The 23010-nt window shown below is 62.3% G+C and carries 15 protein-coding genes, 1 tRNA gene and 2 pseudogenes; 7 read left to right on the forward strand and 11 right to left on the reverse strand.

Annotation, left to right across the window (positions count from 1 at the left end; translation table 11 throughout):
- Positions 1–60: 60 nt before the first annotated feature.
- From uvrA to ABIC03_RS21400, 9 genes are all read right to left on the reverse strand, one after another.
- Positions 61–2577 (reverse strand): excinuclease ABC subunit UvrA, encoded by a 2517-nt coding sequence (gene uvrA, locus ABIC03_RS21360; protein ID WP_354060748.1) that lies wholly within the window; start codon positions 2575–2577, stop codon positions 61–63.
- Positions 2578–2751: 174 nt separating this feature from the next.
- Positions 2752–3993 (reverse strand): ABC transporter substrate-binding protein, encoded by a 1242-nt coding sequence (locus ABIC03_RS21365; protein ID WP_354060750.1) that lies wholly within the window; start codon positions 3991–3993, stop codon positions 2752–2754.
- A gap of 41 nt (positions 3994–4034) precedes the next feature.
- Entirely contained in the window at positions 4035–5531 is a 1497-nt protein-coding gene (locus ABIC03_RS21370; RefSeq protein ID WP_354060752.1) for an ATP-binding cassette domain-containing protein, read from the reverse strand.
- A complete protein-coding gene (locus ABIC03_RS21375; RefSeq protein ID WP_219683503.1) occupies positions 5515–6441 on the reverse strand; it encodes a branched-chain amino acid ABC transporter permease in 927 nt (308 codons plus the stop codon). The genes ABIC03_RS21370 and ABIC03_RS21375 overlap by 17 nt, the downstream gene beginning before the upstream one ends.
- Position 6442: 1 nt before the next feature.
- Positions 6443–7318 carry a branched-chain amino acid ABC transporter permease gene (locus ABIC03_RS21380; protein WP_354060754.1) on the reverse strand — a complete coding sequence of 292 codons (876 nt, stop codon included), beginning with the start codon at positions 7316–7318 and terminating at the stop codon, positions 6443–6445.
- Between the two features lie 104 nt (positions 7319–7422).
- The gene (locus ABIC03_RS21385; protein ID WP_354060756.1) at positions 7423–8664 is read right to left on the reverse strand and encodes an ABC transporter substrate-binding protein; all 1242 of its coding nucleotides are present in this window, start codon (positions 8662–8664) and stop codon (positions 7423–7425) included.
- A 252-nt stretch (positions 8665–8916) separates the two neighbouring features.
- Complete coding sequence (locus tag ABIC03_RS21390; RefSeq protein ID WP_354060758.1) at positions 8917–10020, reverse strand: NAD(P)/FAD-dependent oxidoreductase; 1104 nt, start codon at positions 10018–10020, stop codon at positions 8917–8919.
- A gap of 9 nt (positions 10021–10029) precedes the next feature.
- A complete protein-coding gene (locus ABIC03_RS21395) occupies positions 10030–11211 on the reverse strand; it encodes a calcium-binding protein (RefSeq protein ID WP_354060760.1) in 1182 nt (393 codons plus the stop codon).
- A 199-nt stretch (positions 11212–11410) separates the two neighbouring features.
- The gene (locus ABIC03_RS21400) at positions 11411–12634 is read right to left on the reverse strand and encodes an SMP-30/gluconolactonase/LRE family protein (RefSeq protein WP_354060762.1); all 1224 of its coding nucleotides are present in this window, start codon (positions 12632–12634) and stop codon (positions 11411–11413) included.
- Between the two features lie 279 nt (positions 12635–12913).
- Here ABIC03_RS21400 and ABIC03_RS21405 point away from each other — a divergent pair, with 279 nt between their 5' ends.
- The 5 genes from ABIC03_RS21405 (at position 12914) to ABIC03_RS21425 (ending at position 17487) form a co-directional block, all read left to right on the forward strand.
- Entirely contained in the window at positions 12914–13177 is a 264-nt protein-coding gene (locus ABIC03_RS21405; protein ID WP_354060763.1) for a hypothetical protein, read from the forward strand.
- A 437-nt stretch (positions 13178–13614) separates the two neighbouring features.
- A complete protein-coding gene (locus ABIC03_RS21410) occupies positions 13615–15177 on the forward strand; it encodes a 2-isopropylmalate synthase (protein WP_354060765.1) in 1563 nt (520 codons plus the stop codon).
- Between the two features lie 223 nt (positions 15178–15400).
- Positions 15401–16405 (forward strand): TRAP transporter substrate-binding protein, encoded by a 1005-nt coding sequence (locus tag ABIC03_RS21415; protein WP_275173760.1) that lies wholly within the window; start codon positions 15401–15403, stop codon positions 16403–16405.
- 192 nt (positions 16406–16597) lie between these two features.
- The gene (locus ABIC03_RS21420) at positions 16598–17233 is read left to right on the forward strand and encodes a Spy/CpxP family protein refolding chaperone (protein ID WP_354060767.1); all 636 of its coding nucleotides are present in this window, start codon (positions 16598–16600) and stop codon (positions 17231–17233) included.
- 178 nt (positions 17234–17411) lie between these two features.
- Positions 17412–17487 (forward strand) — tRNA-Lys (locus tag ABIC03_RS21425).
- A gap of 263 nt (positions 17488–17750) precedes the next feature.
- On the opposite strand, the pseudogene ABIC03_RS21430 reads toward ABIC03_RS21425, so the two are convergent.
- A pseudogene (locus ABIC03_RS21430) lies at positions 17751–17906 on the reverse strand (Lrp/AsnC ligand binding domain-containing protein); the annotation flags it as partial.
- Positions 17907–18420: 514 nt separating this feature from the next.
- Here ABIC03_RS21430 and ABIC03_RS21435 point away from each other — a divergent pair.
- A complete protein-coding gene (locus ABIC03_RS21435) occupies positions 18421–20148 on the forward strand; it encodes a cache domain-containing protein (protein ID WP_354060769.1) in 1728 nt (575 codons plus the stop codon).
- A gap of 168 nt (positions 20149–20316) precedes the next feature.
- Positions 20317–21270: an ABC transporter substrate-binding protein gene (locus ABIC03_RS21440; protein WP_354060771.1), complete on the forward strand. Its 954-nt coding sequence runs from the start codon at positions 20317–20319 to the stop codon at positions 21268–21270.
- A 280-nt stretch (positions 21271–21550) separates the two neighbouring features.
- On the opposite strand, the pseudogene ABIC03_RS21445 reads toward ABIC03_RS21440, so the two are convergent.
- A pseudogene (locus tag ABIC03_RS21445) lies at positions 21551–21895 on the reverse strand (SAM-dependent methyltransferase); the annotation flags it as partial.
- Positions 21896–23010 lie beyond the last annotated feature (1115 nt).

Below are 23010 nucleotides of genomic sequence, written 5' to 3' on the forward strand. Positions count from 1 at the left end.
GGGGGCCGGCCTCCGCGTCGCAGATCGCAATTGCGAAATGGGCGGCGACGAGATCGCGCGCTACTGTTTCAAGCGACGGGCGAGATAGCTGGCGGTCTTCCCGCCGGCTTCGGCGACCTCTCGCGGCGTCCCCGACGCGACGATACGGCCGCCTTCCTCGCCGGCGCCGGGACCGAGGTCGATGATCCAGTCGCTATGAGAGACGACATCCATGTCGTGCTCGACCACGACCACGCTGTTGCCGGCATCCACGATGCGCTCGAGCTGGGCGATCAGCCGCTCGACATCCCTGGGATGAAGACCGGTGGTCGGCTCGTCCAGGACATAGAGTGTGTGACCGCGTTGCGGCCGCATGAGCTCGGTCGCGAGCTTGATGCGCTGGGCTTCTCCGCCCGACAATTCGGTGGCGGATTGGCCGAGGCGGATATAGCCGAGGCCGACCTCGCGGACGACCGATAGCGACCGGTTCAGTGTTGGATCTCCGCGGAAGAATTCGAAGGCCTCGTCGACGCGCATCGCCAGCACATCCGCGATGGATTTTCCGCGGATTTTCACCTCCAGCGTCTTGTCGTTGTAGCGCGCGCCCTTGCAGGTCGGGCAGGGTGCGTAGACGCTGGGCAGGAACAGAAGCTCGACGCAGACAAATCCCTCGCCCTCGCAGGTGCTGCATCGACCTTTCGCGACGTTGAAGGAAAAGCGCCCGGCATCGTAGCGGCGGGATTTTGCCTGTGGCGTCGCCGCGAACAACCGCCGGACGTGGTCGAACAGGCCGGTATAGGTGGCAAGGTTGGATCGTGGCGTGCGGCCGATCGGCTTCTGATCCACCACGACGAGGCGATCGACCTGGTCGAGGCCGGCGGCAATCTTTCCGCCTAATGTCTCGACCGTGGGTGCTGCCAGGCTGTCGTCGTCCGCTTCCGTGGCGCGTGCATGGCCGAGATGCTCCGCCACGGCATCGACGAGGAATTGGCTGATCAGGCTCGATTTGCCCGAGCCCGATACGCCGGTCACGCTGGCGAGAACCCCCAGCGGGACATCGACGTCGAGGCCGCGCAGATTGTTCCGGGTCACACCTCTGATCTTCAAGCGTCCCTTGGGCTCGCGGTGGACCGTGGGCAGCGGCTTTCGTGGATGCGCGAGATAATGGGCGGTTCGCGATTGCGCGACCTGCCCGAGCCCTGCGGGCGGTCCGCTATAGAGGATATTGCCGCCGCCTTCGCCGGCATCCGGCCCGACGTCGACCAGCCAGTCGGCATGCCTTATGACCTCGATCTCGTGTTCGACCACGAAGATCGAATTGCTCCCGTGCTTCAGCCGGTCCAGCGCCCGCAGCAGCGCCTCGGTGTCGGCAGGATGCAGACCCGCCGACGGTTCGTCGAGCACGTAGACGACGCCGAACAGGTTGGAGCGGACCTGTGTCGCAAGTCGTAGCCGCTGCAACTCGCCCGGCGACAGCGTCGGTGTGCTGCGTTCGCAAGCGAGATAGCCAAGCCCAAGGTCGAGCAGGACGGCCAGTCGCGCCGACAGATCCTCGCAGATCCGCCTGGCGACGATGGTTTTCTCCGATGCGCCCTCGGTCGCAGTCTTCGCGAACGGCTTCATCAACTCCTGCAGCTGCTTGAGCGGCAGATGAGACATCTCGGCGATGTTGAGGCCGGCGAATTTGACCTTGAGCGCCTCGGGCTTCAATCGCGTGCCGTGGCAGGTCGGGCAGTCCTGAGTGATCATGAATTGCGCGACGCGGCGCTTCATCATCGCACTCTCGGATTTGGCGTAGGTCTGCATCACGTAGCGCTTGGCGCCGGTGAATGTGCCCTGATAGCTCGGCTCCTCCTTGCGGCGCAGGGCCCGTTTGACTTCGGCCAAGTCGTAACCGGCATAGACCGGAACGGTCGGCTGCTCCTCCGTGAACAGAATCCAGTCGCGGTCCTTCCTGGGCAGCTCACGCCAGGGCTTGTCCACGTCGTAGCCCAGCGTGGTCAGGATGTCCCTGAGGTTCTGTCCCTGCCAGGCACTCGGCCAGGCCGCGACGGCGCGCTCGCGGATAGTCAGGGTGTCGTCGGGCACCATGGATTTTTCGGTGACGTCGAGCATCCTGCCGATACCGTGGCAGGTCGGGCACGCGCCTTCCGGCGTGTTGGGCGAGAACGATTCCGCATAGAGCATCTTTTGTCCGCGCGGGTAATCGCCGGCACGGGAATAGAGCATCCTGAGCAGGTTCGAGATGGTCGTCACGCTGCCGACGGACGATCTCGTCGTCGGCGCGCCGCGCTGCTGCTGGAGCGCGACGGCGGGCGGCAGCCCTTCGATGTCGTCGACCTCCGGGATTTGCATCTGGTGGAAGAGGCGCCGCGCGTAAGGCGACACCGATTCCAGATATCGCCGTTGAGCCTCGGCGTAGATCGTCCCAAAGGCGAGCGAGGATTTCCCGGACCCCGACACGCCCGTGAACACGACGAGGGCGTTGCGCGGAATGCTGACGTCGACGTTCCTGAGGTTGTGCTCACGCGCGCCGCGCACGCGAACGAAGCCGTCGTCCTGCACCAGGCCATCGGGTTGTCTTGGTCGGTCGTCCATCTGGCTGCTCCGGCCCACGCATGGAAGGTTAACGGCAGGATCGCAGGATGGGTCCACCGATGCCAGCGCACTGGTTGCGTTCTGCACACAACGAAGGCCCGTCGCGATTGAAGCGACGGGCCTTGCAAGGGTGATGGGGCGCTCGGTACCGAGCCCGGTGGCCGGCCCGGCGTGTTACTGGGACAGCTTCACGAAACTCGGAAACTTCAGCTTGCCCTCCGCGATCTTCTCCGGCCAGACCACGACCTGCTTGGAGTCCTGCCACTGGAAGACCAGACCGGATACGGTCGTCGGACCCGACTTGATGCCGTGGGTGAACTCGTCGTCCTTGCCGTAGAACTGAATGCGGCCGATCGTGCCCTCGTAGTCGGTCTTTTCGAGTTCAGTGACCATCTTGTCGGAATCGGTCGAGCCCGCACGCGTGATCGCCTCCGTAATGAAGTAGACCTCGTCATAGGCGGTGTAGCCGGTATAGGCCGGCGGCGAGCCGAACTTGGCCTTGAACGCCGCCGCGAACGGCTTCGTCTTGGACGTCACGGCGACGTCGGGCGTTGCGACCGCCAGCGACGGGACGCCGTCGGCGGCGCCATTGGTGTCCTTCCAGAAGGTCGGGCTCAGCGCCTGCGCGCTGATGCCGAACATCGGAATCGGCACCTGCTGGTTCTTCCACTGCACCGTCGGCTGGACGCCGACATGCGAGATGCCGGTGACGATGACGTCCGGCTTCTTGGCCTCGATATTGTTGAAGATCGGCGTGAAGTCGGTGGTGTCAGGCGAGAACCGCACGTGCTCGACGACCTTGAGGCCTGCTTTCGGAAGACAGGCCTCGTAGCCGACGTCGAGAGGCTTGGTCCAGGCGGCGTCCTCGCTCATGATCGCGACCGTCTTGAACTTGAGCTTGTCCACTAGAAGGACCTTGGCGGCGTCGCAGACGAGCTGCGCTTGCGCGGCCGAGGTCAGATAGCCGTGGAAGGTGTACTTGTTCTTCTCGTAGTCGTTATGGATTGCCTTGGTGATCTCGTTCGAGGCGGCACCGGGGGTGATCAGTGGCATCTTCAGCCGCGCCGCCCAGGGTTCGAGCGCCAGCACGACCTCGCTGATGTAGCTCGCGATCACGGCGGAGACCTTGTCCTCGCTCACCGCGCGCTGGAACGCACGCACCGAGTCCGCCGAGGAGCTCTTGTTGTCGTAGGTCACGATCTCGATCTTGCGGCCGAGAATGCCGCCCTTGGCGTTGATCTCGTCGGCGGCGATCTGCGCGCCGCCGGGCGTCGCGGCACCGGCGATCGATTGCACTTCAGCGATGACGCCGATCTTTATTGGATCCTTCGATTGCGCGTAGGCGGGAGCGGCAAGGCACAACGCGAGCGCGGAGGCGAGGAGAAAGCTGCTGTTCGGATTCGTCGATGGTCGCATGGTCGTTTCCCTTTCGTTTGTTTCTTGTTGATGCTTGCGAACTAGAGAAAATCGGCGCCAGCCTCCGCGGCGAAGCGGCCGGGATCGCCCTCCCAGACGATCCTTGCATGTTCGAGCACATAGACGCGGTCGGCATGCGGAAGCGCGAAGGTCACGTTCTGCTCGCCGAGCAGCACCGTGATCGACGTCGTCTGCCGCAGCCTCGTTAGGGCCTTGGACAAGAGTTCGAGGATGACGGGGGCGAGGCCCAACGTCGGTTCGTCCAGGATCAGGATCTGCGGCTGCATCATCAGCGCACGGCCGATCGCCAGCATCTGCTGCTCGCCGCCGGAGAGCGTTTGCGCCATCTGGCCCTGACGCTCTTTCAGGATCGGGAACAGCTCGAACAGCCAGGCGAGCTGTGCCGCGCGCTTGTCGTCGGCCAGATGTTGCCCGCCGAGGTCGAGGTTTTCCCGCACGCTCATCTCGCCGAACAGCTCGCGCGATTCCGGGCACTGCACGAGGCCGCTACGGGCGATCTTCGCCGGCGTCGTGCCGCGCAGCTTCTCGCCGTTGCGCACGATCTCGCCGCTATAGGGCAGGAAGCCGGAGATGGTGTTGAACAATGTGGTCTTGCCGGCGCCGTTGAGGCCGACGATCGAGACGAACTCGCCCTCATGGACGTGGATCGAGACGTTCTCCAGCGCCTGCGCCTTGCCGTAGAACACGCTGACGTTCTCGACCTGGAGCAGCGGTACCTTGTCCTTGAAGCTGGTCTCGGGCCGCGCATGGGTCTCGATGGCGCCGCCGAGATAGACCCGTCGCACCGTCTCGTTCTTCATGACGTCATCGGCCTTGCCGGTGACGATCTCCTCGCCGAGATACATCGCGAGCACGCGGTCGACCAGCGCCGCGACACTCTTGACGTTATGGTCGACCAACATCACCGCGCGGCCCTCGTCGCGGAAACTGCGGATCAGGTCTGAGAAGATTTCGACCTCGGCCCGCGTCAACCCGGCAAAGGGCTCGTCCACCAGCACCACCTTTGGGTCGCGCGCGATCGCCTTTGCGAGCTCGAGCCGGCGCAGGTCGGCGAAGGGCAGCGTCGGCGGGCGGCGGTTCATCACGTTGCCGAGGCCGACGCGGTCGGCGATCCATTTGGCGCGCTCGACCAGCGCCTTGTCCGGAAACAGCATGAACAGGCTGTCCGGCAGCAGCGCGACCATGATGTTCTCCAGCACGGTCTGCCGGTTCAGCGGCCGCGAATGCTGGAATACCATGCCAAAGCCTTTGCGCGCGATCTTGTGCGCGGGAAGGCCGGCGACGTCCTCGCCCTCGAAGATCACTTCGCCTGATGTCGGGCGCTCGATGCCCATCACGCTCTTCATCGCCGTCGATTTGCCCGAGCCATTCGGCCCGATCAGGCCGAAGATCTCGCCGCTATTGACCTCGAAGCCGAGGTTCTTCACCGCCGTCAATCCGCCGAAGCGCTTGGTCAGGCCGCGGACTTGAGCACGGCCCTGTTTGAAGATCGCATATCCATCACGAGCGAGCCTCACGCGAGAGGGCCGCCCCGAGGAAGCCGCCGGGGAAGAACAACACGACGAGGAGCGCGACCGCGGAGACGATGAAGGTCGCGAGCTCGCCGGTGGGCCTTAAGAACTCGCCGGCGACGATCAGGAAGATCGCGCCCAGCGCCGCGCCAAGCACGGTGCGCCGGCCGCCGAGCACGGCGGACACGATCACGTTGACGCCGACTGCGACGTCGACGACGGTGCCGACCGAAGCGGTGCCGAAATAGAACACCAGCAGCGCGCCTGATAACCCCGAGAAGAACGCGCTGACGATGAAGGCGGCGAGCTTGTGCTTGACGATGTTGAACCCGAGCGCGCCGGCCTGCACCGGATCCTGGCCGCTGGCTTGCAGCACCAGGCCAACAGGCGATTGCGACAGGCCGTAGAGGATCGCCGCCGAGATCGTCATGAAGCCGAGTGCGATCCAGTAATTGACACCGGCGTTGATGGAGATGACGTCGGGGATGGTCAGACCGATCTCGCCGCCGGTGAGGTCGGCAAACACCACGATGAAATTCTGCAGCATCAGCACCGCGACCAGCGTGGTCAGGCCGAAATACGGTCCGCGCACCCGGAGCGCCGGCAGTGCCAGCACGAGGCCGGCGATGACGGAGGCGAGCGCGCCGAGCACGATGCAAGCATAAACCGACCAGCCGAATTGGGCATTCAGGATGCCGGCGGTGTAGGCGCCGACGCCGATCAGGAAGGTCGGCCCGAAATTGACCTCGCCGGCGAAGCCGAACAGCAGGTCCCATGCCATCGCGAACACGCCGAAATAGAAGGCGACGGTGAGAAGCCCGAGCACGTAGCCGGAGACGTAGAGCGGCAGCGTCGCCGCGATCACGACCAGCGCGAGCGAGATGAAGAACAGGCGGGTCGTAAAGAAGCTGGCCATCTCAGCGCCTCCCCAGAAGGCCCTGGGGCCGGATGTACATCACGAACACGAGCAGCAGCAGCGCCGGAATGGTGCGGTAGGCCGGCGAGACCAGATAGGCCGTGAGCGTTTCGAGATAGCCGACCACGAAGGCCGCGATCAGCGAGCCGGAGACGCTGCCGAGACCGCCGAGCACCACGATCGAGAACGCGCTCGCGGTCAGCGGTCCGACGCTGTAGGAGCTGACGCCGAGGAACATTCCGAGCAGCACGCCCGCGATGCCGGCGAGAATGCCGTAGATCGCCCATACTACGACGTAGATGTTGGTGAGCTCGAGGCCGAGCAGGGTGACGCCGCGCGGGTTCATCGAGGCCGCCAGCACCGCCTTGCCGGTGCGGGTGCGGTTCACCAGGAGCCACAACAGCGCGATGACGAAGCAGCACACGATCGCGGTAAAGATCTCGTTCCTGGGCGTGCGTACGCCGAGAATCTCGACGACGCCCTCGACGATCGGCAGCACGGTCTTGGCGTTGTTGGTGAAGAAGTAAGCGATCACCTCCTGGATCATGATCCCCCACAACAGCGTGCCGGTGAGGACGAAGATCTCCTTCTCTTCATTCGGGATCCGCCGGGAGTCCTGGATCGGCTTCACCACCGCGAAATAAGTCGCGAAGGATGTGAGGAGGGCGACACCGACGCCGATCAGTGCGCCGGCGGAGGTGCCGACATTCAGGATGCTGGCGGCGGCCCAGGCCGCCACCGCTGCCGCCACCATGATGGCCCCGTGGGAGAGATTGAGGACGCCGGAGACGCCGAAGATCAGCGTGAAACCGGTGGCACCGAGAGCATAGAGAGCGCTGATGGCAAAGCCATCGATCAGAATCTGGAAAGCACGCATCTAGGATTGGCAATCTGATTGATGAGAGACGATGTTGCTGGAGCCACGTGCGGCGGGAGCCGCATGTGGAAGCTCCCGGGAGCTGGTCCCGGGAGCGTGTCCCGCTAGTTCGAGAGCTTGATGAAGCTCGGGAACTTGATGTCGACCTTGGCGACTTCCTTGGGCCAGACCGCGCTCTGCTTGCCGCCCTGCCATTGCAGCATCAGCCCGGTGATCAGGCCCTTGCCGTATTTGATCGAGTGCGTGAACGGATCGTCCTTGCCGTAGAACTGCACGCGGCCGATCGTGCCTTCCCAGTCGGTCTTCTCCAAGGCATCGACGAGCTTGTCGGCGTCGGTCGAGCCGGCGCGCTTCACGGCGTCGGCGATGTAGTAGACCTCGTCATAGGCGGTGTAGCCGGCATAGGAGGGGTAGTTGCCGAACTTCTTCTTGAAGGCTTCGGCGAACGGCACCGATTTCGGCGTCACCGCGACGCCTGGACCGGAGACACCCTGGTAGAGCACGCCTTCCGCCGCCTGATTGGTGTCCTTGCCAAAAGTCTCGTTGGTGGCCTGCGAGGCGATGCCGAACATCGGGATCGGCACCTGCTGGTTCTTCCACTGCACCGTCGGCTGCACGCCGACATGCGAGATGCCGGTGATGATCACGTCGGGCTTGGAGCCTTCGATCTTGTTGAAGATCGGCGTGAAGTCGGTGGTATCGGGCGAGAAGCGGATGTGGTCGAGCACCTTCAGCCCGATCTTGGGCAGGCATTCCTGGTAGCCGACGTCGAGCGGCTTGGTCCATGCGGCGTCCTCGCTCATGATGACCGCGGTCTTCATGTGCATCTTGTCGACCAGCAGGTCCTTGGCGCCGTCGCAGACAGAAAGCGCCAGCGCGGCGGAGGTCAGATAGCCGTGGAAGGTGTACTTGTTCTTCTCATAGTCGGCATGCACGCTCTTGCTGATCTCGTTGGAGGCTGCACCGGGCGTGACGAACGGCGTCTTCAGCCGCGAGGCCCAGGGCTCCAGCGCCAGCACCACTTCGCTGATGTAGCTGGCGATGACCGCGTTGACCTTGTCCTCGTTCACCGCGCGCTGGAACGCGCGCACCGAATCTGCCGAGGACGAGTGATTGTCGTAAGAGACGATCTCGATCTTGCGGCCCTCGACTCCGCCATTGGCGTTGATCTCGTCGGCGGCGAGCTGTGCCGCCTGAGGGATGGAGGCGCCGGCAATCGCCTGCGCTTCCGCGATCACACCGATCTTGATCGAGTCGGCCGCGAGTGCCGCGCCTGAGGTCATCAACACAACGGCCGCGGCGGTACCGAGTGTTATTCGCAACGCAACAGAGAGCGGTTTCTTCATCTTGTTCTCTCCCTTAACAGGCCTCTTATGAGCCATTATGCGCGCGACTATACCGGCGGAGACATTCTCGGCAAGTGAAACCGCGTTCAGGATTGTGAGGCACGGACTAAAGTCTAGCGCTGCGCAAATAGCTGGCAGGAAAGCTGCCGGACCCGTTTCACGCGCAGTCATGCAGATTTCGTTGGTAGGCATGCGCAGCTATCGCACGCGCGCAGCAACCCAATCGTTGGATTGCGATGCCGTCGCGTCGGCTCAGCGCGCTCGCAGCAGCGATGGATCGAGCGGCTCGAGGCGAGCCGGATCGAATGCCGAGATATCGACGTTGCGCGTCGCACCTTCCGCGATCAGTTGCGCCATGGCCTCGCCCGTGGCGGGCGCATTCAGGATGCCCCACACATTGTGCCCGGTCGCAACATAAAGACCTTCACTTCGCGGCACCTTGCCGATCAGCGGCAGGCCGTCCTGTGTCACCGGTCGGAAGCAGGCTTGCCGCGCAATGATTTTCTCGGCGCGGAACAGCGGCGACAGCCGCTCGGACATGGTCTGCAGGCGCGCGATCGCATCGTGGTCCGGCGTCACGGCCGCCGGATCGAGCGGAAGCGGCGCGATGTCGGAGAGCGCGGTGATATGCGTGCTGCCGTCAGCGCGAGGAAAGACTTCGATCGACACGGCACTGCCATTCTCTTCAGACTCCAGAAACAGCGCATCGGCCGGCACATCCGTGCCGGTGTCGTACACGATGCTCGGGCTGCGCTGGCCGTAGACGGCGGGCAGGCTCATCCATTGCGCGGCGAGCAGCGACCATGGTCCCATCGCGATCACGACGGCGTCCGCCTCGACGATGCGGCCGTCGACCTCGACGCCTGTCGCGGTCGTACCGTTCGTATCGCGCATGATGCCGGTCACCTGGCCGGTGCGAAGCTCGGCGCCTTGCGCGAGCGCCGCGTTCATCACGGCTGAGGTGAATTTTCTGGGGTGAACGATCGCAGTGGTCTCCATCGTGCCGATGCGCTGCGCGGTGATGACGCCGTTGCTGAGCCAGCCGAGCGCGGACGGTGCATCCCGGCGCGGATGGCCATCGGCGGCAACGAAGCCGCTATAAGCGGTCATCGGGCGATAGCCCCAATCGCCTGCGATCTGTTCCGGCAGTTGCGCATGAATCGCAAAGCTCCGTCGCGCCAGCGCATCGAGCGGCGAGCCCTCGCACCAGTCGCGCGCGAGAAAGCCGCCCGCCTTGCCTGACGCCGCGGCCGCGACGTCCGTCCGCTCCACGACGACGACGTCGATGCCGCGGCGGCGGAGAAACCAGGCGATGCAGGCTCCGATCACGCCGCCGCCGCAGATCACAACGCGCATGAATTCCCTCTACACAATGAAATCCTTCGCATGGAGGTCCGCGGTATGGACCCCCGCCAGCGTGATCGTATCGGTCGCGGTCAGGTGGATCACCGCATTTCCCGTGCTGTCATCACTGATCAGGCTTTTCAGCGCCGCCCAATCTGCGAAGCCGTAATCGTGCAAATTGATCACGTCATGCTCTCGCGCCGTGCTGCCGACAGCCTTGTTGCCCTGATCGAAATCGTTGATCACGTCCAGACCCGAATTTTGGTCGAAGACGAATCTGTCGTTGTTCGGTCCGCCCCAGAGTTGGTCATTTCCGCCACCGCCATTCAGCATGTCGTTGCCGCCCGTGATCGAGCCTGCCGTGAACGGGGCGTAGGTCCGTGCATCGCCATACAGCAAATCGTCGCGGCTGCTACCGTGGAGGATATCATCTCCGCCATGCGCATTGCCTGACATGTTCGAGGCATCTCCGACGAGCACGATGGACGTGGAGTCCGGGTTGCCGTCGACCGCCGCGATCAGGATATCGTTGCCGCCACGGGTATCGTCGCTCATATAGCCGGCGTCTCCGACCAGAGACGCGCCTCCGGATTGGGCGGCGGCACCGACCGTGTAGATGAGGATGTCGTTGCCGCCGCGCGCATCGCCGCTCATGGAGACGAGAGCGTCGCCCGATATCGAAGCGCCGCCGTAACTGCCGACCTGGGTCACGCTGAGGATATCATTGCCGCCACGCGCATGATCGCTCATGGAACCGGAGTCTCCGCTGAACGTGCCGGACGATCTGTTTCCCATCGATGCCATGACGACGTCATTGCCGCCCCTCGCGTCGGCCGACATGGCGCTTTCGGCATCGCCAGAAATGCCGAGGGTCGCGTAGATCGATGAGGATGCATCGACGTGAAGTACATCGTTGCCGCCATGGGCGTCGCCGGACATCGCCTGCGCATCCCCGTCCAGGATCGCGTAGTCGCCGAAGCCCGTGACGGTCGCAGCGAGATGGTCGTTTCCTCCGTGAGAATGTCCTTGCAGGGTCTGGTCGTCGCCAACGAATGTCAGGACCGCGTTGCTCCCGTCGACGGTCGCGATCATCTTGTCGCTGCCGCCCCGGCCGTCGTTCGGCAGGCCCGGGTCTCCGAACTCAGTCACGAATTGCTGGTTCCCAACGCTGACGATGATGGTGTCGTTTGGCATACGGCGCATCGCGCAACTCCCGGTTCAAGTCGGACGCGGGAACGAAGAGCATCATGCCTCGCGCCGCGTTGCGGCCCTGCCGCGCGATTCAATCTTCGTTGGATTGATGGCGGAGATTTGCCCGAGGCGTAGCTTGATTGCGATCAGGGAACCACGGGCGCCGGCGGTCCATGCCGACGCCCATGCTTGCGATCTCGCGCGCGGGGGCTCAGCCCGGGCCTGCGCCTTGCGTGGCGGTGTACACAGCATAAAGCGACTGGCTCGCGGCCATGAACAGGCGGTTGCGCTTCGGGCCGCCGAAGCAGACGTTGCCGCACACTTCGGGCAGCCGAATACGGCCGAGCAGCTTGCCGTCCGGCGACCACGTCGTGACGCCGCTGTAGCCGACGGCACGGCCGGCATTGCTGGAGGCCCAGACATTGCCGTTGACGTCGCAGCGCACGCCGTCCGGCCCGCACTTCACGCCGTCGATCACGCACTCGCTGAACCGCTTATGGTTGGTGAGCTTGTTGTCGGCGCCGACGTCGAACACGAAGATCTCGCCCTTGCCGCCGGGACCGGTGTCGCCGGGTCCCTTGCCGGTTGAGACGACGTAGAGCTTCTTGAAGTCCGGCGAGAAACATAGCCCGTTCGGATCGGGCACCTGCTCCTCGGTGACGACGAGATCGACACGGCCGCTGGGATCGATGCGATAGCAATTGGTCGGCAGCTCGCGCTTGCCCGGTGCGAAGCCGGCCGGCTGTCCAATCCGCGGATTGAGCTTGCCGCCGGAATTGCTCGGACCGCCCGCGGCGTCGGGCTCACCTTCGTAGAGCTGGCCGCCATAGGGCGGATCGGTGAACCAGTAGCTGCCGTCGGGATGCGCGACGACGTCGTTCGGCGAGTTCAGCTTCTTGCCGTTGTAGTTGTCGCAAAGCACGGTCGCGGTGCCGTCATGCTCATAGCGCGTCACCCGCCGGGTCAAATGTTCGCAGGAGAGTTGACGACCCTGGAAGTCGAACGAGTTGCCGTTGGAATTGTTGGACGGCGAGCGGAACACGCTGACGCGACCGTCGTCTTCGCTCCAGCGCATCTGCCGATTGTTGGGAATGTCGCTCCAGAGCAGATAGCGGCCCTGTGCACTCCACGCCGGGCCTTCGGCCCACAGCAAGCCCGTATAGAGACGCTTGATCGCCGTGTTGGGCTGCGCGAGATCGTTGAAGGACGGATCGACCGCGATGACGTCGGGGTCCCAGAAATAGGTGGTCGGCGCGCCATTGGGACCGAAATCGCGTGGCGGGGTGGTGATCGTCGACGGCGGCGCGGCCGGTCCGGTCTGGGCCCGCGCGGAGCCGGCGCCGGCCATTGTGGCGGCGGCGCCGAGTGCAAGCCCCTGAACGAGCGTTCGTCGTGAAAGCGCAGCATCCTGGTCACGCTGCTTTTGGCGTGTCATCGCGTCCTCCCGATCATATCGGCTAGCCGGTTGATCCGGCCGAGCAGGGCAAGGTTAGTCCGGTCCGATGACGGTTGCGAGGGGGAGGTACGCATCCTCAGCGAGATCGGGGCGGCAAAAGCGCTGCAACATTGAACATGGAAACGACAAATTCGTCCGGCGGGATCGGGTTTACCGGAGCTGCCTTCGGGACACTGCCAAGCGGGGAAATGTCAAGCCTTGACCTCCTGCGCGATGCTGGCAGAACGTCATCCGGGGCGGCGTAAGTCGGAGTTTGCTGTGGTCGCTGTCGTCGTACTGGTTTTGCTGCTCGGGATTGCATTTGCGGCCGGCTATTTCACCCGCGACCACGTCTCCCGCAAAAGGAGAGCCGAGGCGCGCCGCTGGCGTGAGTACAGCGAGCCGGATTGGCTCAGTGCCAACGAGCCCGCCAACACCAACGAGATCGCGATCGCCGGCAAGGCTGCGCCGGTTGCCACCGGCGAGCTCGGTCAGATGCTGAACCGCTGGGAGAGCAGGGCTCGCGCCCGCCGTACGGCGTAGCTCGACGGTCTCGCCTGGGTCCAATCGGCCAGACACACCGGCACCGGGTCCTTCCGCGCATCCGGCGGTGCGATCATGTCAGCCCTTCTGTCCATCTTTTGGCGTTGCAGTTGCTGCCATTTCTCGTTTAGAAACGGAAGATCGAGCCTCCCGGCAACCAACCGTCAACGGTTTTGACCGAGGATCTGAGGGCTCAAAGGGTCTGGCAATGCTGATTCGCGGCCAAATCGATGGGATTTCGGGGGAGGTGGCTCTGGCCGCCGCCACGATCCCGGCCGCACTGCTGCCCACCCTCCTGATTGGCGGGCTTCTTCTTACTTGCCCCTGAGGGCCGGCTGGGCGTCATGCGCCTGGGCGCTCAGGGGTTGGTCGAGATCACCGGACACCTCAAGCGCCCAGAAGACTGTCGGCGCAAAAGCTCAAAAGGAATTTTCGAAATGGCCTCCGTGAACAAGTCCGATAAGGACCGCGTCATCATTTTCGACACCACCCTGCGCGACGGCGAGCAGTGCCCCGGCGCCACCATGACCTTCGAGGAGAAGCTCGAGGTCGCCGAGATGCTGGATGATATGGGCGTCGACGTCATCGAGGCCGGCTTCCCCATCACCTCCGAAGGCGACTTCCAGGCGGTCAGCGAGATCGCCCGCCGCTCCAAGAACGCCATCATCGCCGGTCTGTCCCGCGCCCATCCGGCCGACATCGACCGCTGCGCAGAGGCGGTGAAATTCGCCAAGCGTGGCCGCGTCCACACCGTGATCGCGACGTCGCCGCTGCATATGCGGGTGAAGCTGAACAAGACCCCGGAGCAGGTGCTCGAGACCTCGGTTGCCATGGTCGCGCGTGCCCGCAACCAGATCGACGACGTCGAATGGTCGGCCGAGGACGGCACCCGTAGCGAGATGGACTATCTGTGCCGCATCGTCGAAGCCGTCATCAAGGCCGGCGCCACCACGGTGAACATTCCGGATACCGTCGGTTACACCACACCCGACGAATACACCCACTTCATGAAGACGCTGATCGAGCGCGTGCCGAACTCGGACAAGGCGGTGTTCTCCGTGCACTGCCATAACGATCTCGGCATGGCGGTGGCGAACTCGTTGGCCGGCGTGATCGGCGGCGCACGCCAGGTCGAGTGCACCATCAACGGCATCGGCGAGCGCGCCGGCAATGCCGCGCTGGAAGAGATCGTGATGGCGATCAACGTCCGCAACGACAAATTCCCGTTCTGGAACAAGATCGACACCACGCAGCTCACCCGGGCCTCGAAGGTGGTGTCGGCGGCGACCTCTTTCCCGGTGCAGTACAACAAGGCGATCGTCGGCCGCAACGCGTTCGCGCATGAGAGCGGCATCCATCAGGACGGCGTGCTGAAGGACGCCTCGACCTACGAGATTATGCGGCCCGAGATGGTCGGCCTGAAGCAGTCTTCGCTGGTGCTGGGCAAGCATTCCGGCCGCCATGCCTTCGTGCACAAGCTGGAGGAGATGGGCTACAAGCTCGGTCCGAACCAGCTGGAAGATGCGTTCACCCGGATGAAGGCGCTGGCCGATCGCAAGAAGGACATCTACGACGAGGACATCGAGGCGCTGGTCGACGAGGAAATGGCCGCTTCGCACGACCGCATCAAGCTGACCTCGCTGACCGTGATCGCCGGCACGCATGGCCCGCAGCGCGCGACCATGAAGCTCGACGTCGACGGCCAGATCAAGATTGAGGAGGCCGAGGGCAACGGTCCGGTCGACGCGGTGTTCAACTGCATCAAGCGCCTGGTGCCGCACGAAGCCAAGCTCGAGCTGTACCAGGTCCACGCAGTGACCCAAGGCACCGACGCGCAGGCCGAAGTCTCGGTCCGGCTGTCGCATGAGGGACGTGCGATGACCGCGCGCGCGGCGGATCCGGATACGCTGGTGGCCTCGGCCAAGGCCTATCTCGGCGCGCTGAACAAGATCGTCATGAAGCGTCAGCGCGACACCGTGACGACTGCGGCGGCGAGCTGACGAACGAAGTTTGTCATTCCGGGGCTCGCGAAGCGAGAACCCGGAATCTCGACATTCCGGGTTAGGTCCTAACGGACCTCCCCGGAATGACTCTGCATGTGGCGGCGAATACCTGCCCTGCTAAGGGCCAATAGCGGCTCCGCCTCCCAGCCGCTATTGATGCAACCGGCATAAGGACAGGCCACCCGCGCGACGGGTGGCCCAAACAACAAAGGGAGAGATTATGCGCATCTTCGCGATCGCTGCGTCCATGGCGGTCCTGGCACTTGGCTTGACCGGGCCGGCATCGGCCCAGTCGCCCATCATCATCAAGTTCAGCCACGTGGTGGCTACCGACACGCCGAAGGGCAAGGCGTCGGAGAAGTTCAAGGAGCTTGCCGAGAAGTACACCGGCGGCAAGGTCAAGGTCGAGATCTACCCGAACTCGACGCTTTACAAGGACAAGGAAGAGCTCGAGGCGCTCCAGCTAGGCAGCGTGCAGATGCTGGCGCCGTCCAACTCCAAGTTCGGCCCGCTCGGGATCCGCGAGTTCGAGGTGTTCGATCTCCCGTACATCCTGCCTGATCTGAAGACGCTGCGGAAGGTGACGGAAGGTCCGCTCGGCGCAAGGCTGCTCAAGCTGCTGGACTCCAAGGGCATCACCGGCCTTGCCTATTGGGACAACGGCTTCAAGGAGATGAGCGCCAACAAGAAGCTGGTGACGCCGGCCGACTATCAGGGCGTCAAGTTCCGCATTCAGTCCTCGCGCGTGCTCCAGGCCCAGTTCAAGGCGCTCGGCTCGCTGCCGCAGGTGATGGCGTTCGGCGAAGTCTACCAGGCACTTCAGACCGGCGTCGTGGACGGGCAGGAGAACACCTGGTCGAACATCTATACCCAGAAGATGCACGAGGTGCAGAAGTACATCACCCAGACCAACCACGGTTATATCGGCTACGTCGTGATCGTGAACAAGAAGTTCTGGGACGATTTGCCGGCCGACATCCGCGACCAGCTTACCAAAGCGATGAAGGAAGCGACCGACTTCAACAACACGCAGTCGCAGAAGGAGAACGAGGACGCGCTCGCCGAGATCAGGAAGAGCGGCAAGAGCGAGATCATCAAGCTCACGCCGGAGCAGGACGAGGCGATGCGCAAGGCGATGGAGCCGGTCTACAAGGACGCCGCAGGTCGCATCGGCCAACCGCTGATCGACGAGTTCCAGAAGGAAGCGAAGGGCACGACGAACTGATTTGACCGGACGATGATGGGGCTTCCGTGCGGGCACGGAAGCCCCTTTTGTTGCGAATGATTTCCGATTGCGACTGAACTAAAATTCAGGAGCGTTACATCTTCGAAAGAACGCGCTCCCTGTCCAACTTGTAAGTTGCGCGTAAGCCGCGCTGCGCCCATCCTCACGACATCCTTCCAGAGGAGAGTTCGCATGAGGAAGTTCACCATCGCCGCCATCGCCGTGCTCAGCATCGCCGGCTCGGGCGCGGTCTATGCCCACTATCATCGCCCGTGGATGCACGATCACATGCGCCACATCCGCATGAATCCGGAAGACCGCGCCGCCATGGTCGACGCGCGGATCGCCGCCGTCCATGCCGGGCTGAAGCTCAACGCCGACCAGGAAAAGCTGTGGCCGCCAGTCGAGGCCGCCGTGCGCGACTTCGCCAAGCTGCGCATCGACCGTGCCAATGCGCGGATGAATGCCGGTGCCGGCGATGCCGGCAAGGACGCTAATAAGGACGCCAACAAGGATGCCGACAGGCCGGAGGATCCGGTTGCCCGCCTGCGCCAGCACGCCGAGGACATGGGGGCGACGTCGGCGGCCCTGAAGAAGATCGCCGATGCCGCCGATCCGCTCTACAAGACCCTGGACGAGGGCCAGAAGCGGCGCCTCGCCGTGCTGACCCGCCACCGCGGCCCGTTCGGCGGCGGCGAAGACGGCCCGCGCCACCACTTCATGGAGCGTGGCATGGACCGCATGATGGAGCGCGGCATGGACCACTTCCACCGTGACCGTTTCGACCGCGACGGCGGCCCGGACCGGGACCGCGAGGGCCGGCTCTGAGCCTGCAAGGGCTGCCGCGATCAGCCCTGGCGAAGCCGCTGGAATCCAGCGGCTTTTCGCTTTTTTGAGGGATGTGGGCGAACCCTTGGCATACCCTTGGAAAACTTGCGTGCCATCGCTTGCCAGACCCGGATCGCTTTGCTAAACGACCGGCCTCGCAAGGCTTTAGCCGCCTTTCGGGCGCATAGCTCAGTTGGTAGAGCAGCTGACTCTTAATCAGCGGGTCCCAGGTTCGAGCCCTGGTGCGCCCACCAAAGGAAAATACTTATTTTCCAAGACCTTCGCGGAGTGGTCGCCGAGAGCAAAATGGGTCTCGTGCGACGTTTTCCAAATCGACCGCATCGCCAGCGCGGCACGACTTCTCCTCCGTTTTATATCCCTACCCGTTCCATAAAGCGTGCAGTCCAAACGGTACAGGCCGATTGGCCGCTCTAGTAGAATAGGATGTTAGAGCGAGCACACGGACGATCTGTGCGGGCCGTCCGTACGGAGTAATCGTCCTGCGAACTGTGTGTGTTTACTCGGTCATCAGGGCCGGGCTCGGCAGCGCCGTGATCGACTTCACCTTCTCCATCGCAAAGCGCGAGGTGACGCTTTTGAGCGGCACGGCGTTGATCAGCTTCTTGTAGAACACGTCGTAGCACTGCATGTCGGGGATCACGACGCGCAGCATTGGGGCGTTGGAGTGCCAATTGGCAATCCCGGTTCTTGATCGGTAGTTCCCGTTGTTGGATTGGTATTTGCATTCGGGGCAGCAGCCGACGGGCTCGCTGGCGCGCCCGAGTTCGCCATACTCGCTGCTCCCGCGCCCGAAGGAGATGTTGCGGCCGAACCTCCCGTACCCGTATCGTCGTTGAAGTCCGTTTCGGGTCACAAGCGGCGAGCCTAGACGAGCCTTCTCATGTCCGACTATGCCCGTTGCGATGGTCTGGCGATCCTCCGGTGCTAGAGGCCGGAATGCAACAGTCATGTTTTGTCTCTTTGGTGCGGATGATCGACTGGGAAGGCATGGCGCACGCTGTGCGCCTGTTCGATACGCGGACGCCGCCCAATCGGCTGTCACGGTCAGTGCGTTAGGAGGGACCCCGGTGTTGCGAAATCCAAAGCTTAAATGAACTTCGCTGGGGAGAGAGCGACATGTTATTCTGATCGATAGTCTCTATTTTGATTGTACAGGAGACCGGATCATGATTCCTCAAGATCGGTTTCGCAGCCTCTTTCCTAAATATTTGCTCGCGCTTTTCGTGGCTGTCGCAATCCCGCTAGCCTTCAACGGCGTTATCGAAGGGTGGTTCGGCTATCGCGATCAGCGCGCGAGGCTTGACCAGTGGCTTGGTCTCCAATCAGCATCTGCGGCTGCCGAAATACACGATTTCATCTACGGTGTCACAACTCAGCTTGGATGGCTGGTTCAGCTTCCGTGGACTGAGGAGCCCGACGAACGCCGGCGAACCGACGCGTTGCGCCTCCTTCGCCAGGCGCCCGCCATCACCAGTCTTACGCTCCTCGACGGCAATGGTCTGGAACGTCTCTACATCTCTCGGATCGGCCTCAATCGAATTGAGAGCCGCGCGGATCGATCAGCCGATCCCGCCTTGGCTGGTGCCCGGGTAGCTCAGGTCTGGTTTAGCGAGGTCAGCTACAATCGAGGCTCCGAACCGTACCTGACGGTGTCGATTGTCGGCAATCGACCGGCTGTCGGTGTTGTCGTCGCCGATGTCAACCTTAAGCTGATTTGGGACGTGATCTCCGCGATCAAATTTGGAAAAACCGGCTACGCCTTCGTTCTGGACCGATCGGGCCGCCTAATCGCCCATCCCGACATCAGCCTCGTTCTGCGCGGGGCGGAAGAAGCAACCTCCGAACCTTTCCGCGCTATACGCGACGCTATAGGTCCGGGGCGGGGTTTCGCAACGAGCCGGGATGCACAGGGGCACTATGTTGCTGCCAGCGCGGCTCCCGTACAGGGTCCCGATTGGACCGTCGTGGTCGAGCAGCCCCTATCTGAAGCTTACGCGCCGCTCTATGCCGCCCTATGGCGGACCGTCATGCTTCTGGCAATGAGCAGCATACTCGCAGGCATTCTGGCCTATGTACTGGCGGACCGGATGACGGTGCCGATTAAATTGCTCGAGGAGGGCACGGAGAGGATTGGTGCCGGGTCCTTTGACCACCGCATCTCAATCCACACCCGGGATGAGTTTCAGCGTCTTGCAAACAGTTTTAACAGAATGGCTTCCGAGTTGGAGCAGGCACAACAGCACCAGGAGCGCATAGCCAAGCTCAAGCGTTTCCTTGCCCCCCAGGTCGCCGATCTCGTCGATAGAGCTGGCGACGACAGTGTGCTGGACGGCCGCCGTACGGAAGTCGTCGTTGTGTTCTGCGATCTGAGAGGTTTCACCGCGTTTTCAGCAGGAGCTGCGCCTGAAGAGGTCATGAGCGTACTGTCGGAGTACTATGAAACCCTCGGCAGGGTCATTGCGGAATTTGAAGCAACGCTGATTAACTTCTCTGGGGACGGGCTGATGGTTTTGGTGAACGCACCAGTCCCCATCGAAGAGCCCGCCTTGAGAGCAATCGATCTCGCCGTCGACATGCAGAGGAACGTGCAAGCCCTGATCGCCGGCTGGCGATCGCATGGCTACCACGTTGGTTTCGGAGTCGGCCTTGCTAGCGGGCCCGCGACAGTCGGCCGGATCGGCTACAAGGACCGGCTCGACTACACTGCCATTGGCAGTGTTGTGAATCTCGCTGCCCGACTGTGCGCATCTGCCGCAGACAAGGAAGTTCTGATCGACGCCGAAGTCGCAGCAGCCGCCAAGGGCAAACGGCCCCTTGAGGAGCTTGGGGACCGCAAAATCAAAGGATTCGACGAAGCTATTCCGATCTTCGGGATATCCTTCAGCTGTCTCTAGCAGAGCCTGACCGCCGGATGCCTGCACAATCTCGTCGAGGACTGTCTTGGCATTCAGGGCTATGCTGTGGCAATCGGCCGACGGCAGCGGATCGTAGCCATGAGGTGCGCCAACTCCAGAGCGGTAACGCTACGAAGACGTGCCAAGCGGCGTGATGTCCTGCTTCTGATGGCAGGTATTGCGACGTGGACAACTAAATCGTTTGCGCAGAAACCCTCCTTGCCCGTCATTGGCTATCTTTGTCCAGAATCGCCCGAGCTCTTTGCCACTCGACTTCAGGCTTTTCAGCAGGGGCTTGGAGAAGCCGGCTTTGTCGAGGGCCGCAATGTAAAAATCGACTATCGATGGGCCCGCGGTGAGTATTCCCGATTGCGTGCGTTGGCAGCCGAACTGGTCGCCCGCAATGTGGATATTATCGTAGCACCTGGGGGCGCTCCCGTGGCACTTGCCGCGAAAGCTGTGAGTTCGACCAAGACAATCGTTTTTGAGATGGGCGGCGACCCCGTCCAGCTACAGGTGGTCGATAGCTTGTCGCGGCCGGGCGGAAACATGACGGGAGTTTCGAGCCTGAGTGTCGACGTCTCGCCAAAGCGGCTTGAACTTATGTGCGATCTGGTGCCCACGGCGACGAAACTGACGGTTGTCGCCAACCCGACAAGTCCGACCGCACAGTCACAATTGCAGAAGCTTCACGCAGCTGCGGGCACCTTGGGCGTTCGATTAGATATTTTGGACGCAAGTAAGGAAGATGAGTTTGAAACGGTGTTTGATACCGTGGCTAAGGACACGGCAAGTGGACTTGTATTTACCTCCGATCCCTACTTTGCCTTTCGCAGTTCGCAGTTGGCTTATCTCGCGACAAAGTATCGTGTGCCCGCGATCACACAGACCCGAGACTTTCCCGTTGCTGGAGGTTTGATGAGCTATGGAGGAGATTTCATGCAATCGCATCGGCGCGCGGGGCTCTATGCTGGAAGGGTACTGTTGGGGGAGAAACCTTCTGATCTTCCAGTCCAACTCGTTACGAAGGTGGAACTCGTTATCAACTTGAAGGCGGCCAAACTGCTAGGTCACGCGTTCTCCTCTGCATTCGTTGCCGGCGCAGATGAGGTGATCGAGTAAACTACGCGGTCCGGCTGTCGTCGGCTCTCATAGACTATCTTGGACGGCTAATTGTTCGTGTCACCTCACGAAGTAGACCTTGCGCCGCTCCGAGCTACAGTCAGCATGAGCCAACGTGGCGATCTGCCGATTCACACAAGCCTCTGAAATAAAGACCGTCCGACGACGGTCTTTATTTCGACAAGTTGTTTCAGCCAGGCGATGCGTAGACGGTCTACCTGCCGTCGACGGACTATCGCCCGGGATTTCGGCTGACCGCAGACTTGGCGCGATCAGCTGGCTAAGGTCGCGCTTCAAGAATCATGTTGAAAGGGGTCTCCGTGGCCCGACGCACGCTCGAGAACCCGCCACTGTGGATGACTTCGCGCAATTTTGCTTCACCCGCCTGTGCACCAAGAGCTGCGCCAACCTCTAGAGATCGTGAAGTAGGCTGGCAGATCATGGTCGAGCCAGCGTAGTAGAGACGCCCGACCGGGTTCATATTCCGCTCCAGAGTATCGCCTGCCATCGGCTCAACAATCATCCAGGTCCCATCGGATTTCAGCGATTGACGAATGTGAGCGGCGGCGCCGGCCGGGTCTCCCATGTCATGCAGACAATCGAAGCAGGTTACGAGATCGAAGTCTTAAGACGACTTGTGTCGGTGCTGTCGCCGTCATGGCGTATCAAGACCGATCGACTGCAGTAGGTTTCCGTCCACTCAGCGGGCGGGGCGGACGCTTTGGCAAGATGATCCCGCAACACGATGGAGTGGTCACAGGCGACCGTACTGCACCCTTGGCGCGCCGCTCTGCAATTTTGATTTTGGATCGAAGGTCTTCGAGTTCTGAGAACTTAGAAGCGATTTCGTTCAATCGCTGGGCAAATCGGAATTTGCGAAAATTCTGCAAATGCGCCTCCCATCACGCCATTCTGAAAAATTCACTAAGAGCGGCGAGGCGGATTAAAGCAAGTGATCTGTAAAGCTATCGGTCCTGCCACCGCTCGCGCTGCTATCAGTTCCGAAAATGGAACTGCAGCTTGTCGCGCGCCATTGGGCCCCTCGATTTTAGCAACATGCGCAGAGCTTCAATGTGAAGCCTTCCCTTCGCATCGCTTGTAGAATCGCTCTACGCTGGCTCAGCCAAACCTTACGGGGAAAGCAGGGAACTACGAAAAGGCACGTGGCAATTGCGAGAATGACGTCGGCGCCGAAGTCTCCCGAATACATGGAAACCAGAAATCCCGCGCCGAGAGCAGCTACAATCACTTTGAGCGTCATCATTTGACATCCCCTCTTAAGTCGCGAAGACAAATATTGGCTCGGTCTGTTTCCGGGGTGCTTCGGGGCTTCAGCAAACAGTTTCGTTCACCGAGGTGTTATCAACCGGCGGCCTAAGAGGATTCTCGGGTGACTATGCCCTGCGGGTAATCGAGCGTAGCCAAACGGAACGCAAAGAGGCCCCCTCCGAAGACAATCAGCGCGCTCCAAGCGCTGATGTTATCCGGGCGCCGATACTACAAGGCCGACAAGCGACGACAACGAGGCGCCTTGGTACTTGGCGTCATATGAAGGGCGCGCCTCGCAACCCTCAAAAATTGGGAAGACGCCACTAGCTCGCTAGCGAACGCGGTTATTCCAGTGCGGGCGGAAGAGCAAAGGAACAAGGCACGCGAAGCGAGAGTTTGTGATCGTTTGCATGCACGGAAGCAAAGCCGAGCGTGCGCTCCAGACGGTGCATGCTGGCGGGCCGGCGCCCG

The sequence above is a fragment of the Bradyrhizobium sp. RT6a genome (genome assembly GCF_040547675.1).
GTDB lineage: Bacteria > Pseudomonadota > Alphaproteobacteria > Rhizobiales > Xanthobacteraceae > Bradyrhizobium.

Coding starts and splice junctions, on each gene's coding strand:
- uvrA (WP_354060748.1), bottom strand. CDS start 2,577: ATGGACGACCGACCAAGACAACCCGATGGCCTGGTGCAGGACGACGGC.
- ABIC03_RS21365 (WP_354060750.1), bottom strand. CDS start 3,993: ATGCGACCATCGACGAATCCGAACAGCAGCTTTCTCCTCGCCTCCGCG.
- ABIC03_RS21375 (WP_219683503.1), bottom strand. CDS start 6,441: ATGGCCAGCTTCTTTACGACCCGCCTGTTCTTCATCTCGCTCGCGCTG.
- ABIC03_RS21380 (WP_354060754.1), bottom strand. CDS start 7,318: ATGCGTGCTTTCCAGATTCTGATCGATGGCTTTGCCATCAGCGCTCTC.
- ABIC03_RS21385 (WP_354060756.1), bottom strand. CDS start 8,664: ATGAAGAAACCGCTCTCTGTTGCGTTGCGAATAACACTCGGTACCGCC.
- ABIC03_RS21390 (WP_354060758.1), bottom strand. CDS start 10,020: ATGCGCGTTGTGATCTGCGGCGGCGGCGTGATCGGAGCCTGCATCGCC.
- ABIC03_RS21395 (WP_354060760.1), bottom strand. CDS start 11,211: ATGCGCCGTATGCCAAACGACACCATCATCGTCAGCGTTGGGAACCAG.
- ABIC03_RS21400 (WP_354060762.1), bottom strand. CDS start 12,634: ATGACACGCCAAAAGCAGCGTGACCAGGATGCTGCGCTTTCACGACGA.
- ABIC03_RS21410 (WP_354060765.1), top strand. CDS start 13,615: ATGGCCTCCGTGAACAAGTCCGATAAGGACCGCGTCATCATTTTCGAC.
- ABIC03_RS21415 (WP_275173760.1), top strand. CDS start 15,401: ATGCGCATCTTCGCGATCGCTGCGTCCATGGCGGTCCTGGCACTTGGC.
- ABIC03_RS21420 (WP_354060767.1), top strand. CDS start 16,598: ATGAGGAAGTTCACCATCGCCGCCATCGCCGTGCTCAGCATCGCCGGC.
- ABIC03_RS21435 (WP_354060769.1), top strand. CDS start 18,421: ATGATTCCTCAAGATCGGTTTCGCAGCCTCTTTCCTAAATATTTGCTC.
- ABIC03_RS21440 (WP_354060771.1), top strand. CDS start 20,317: ATGGCAGGTATTGCGACGTGGACAACTAAATCGTTTGCGCAGAAACCC.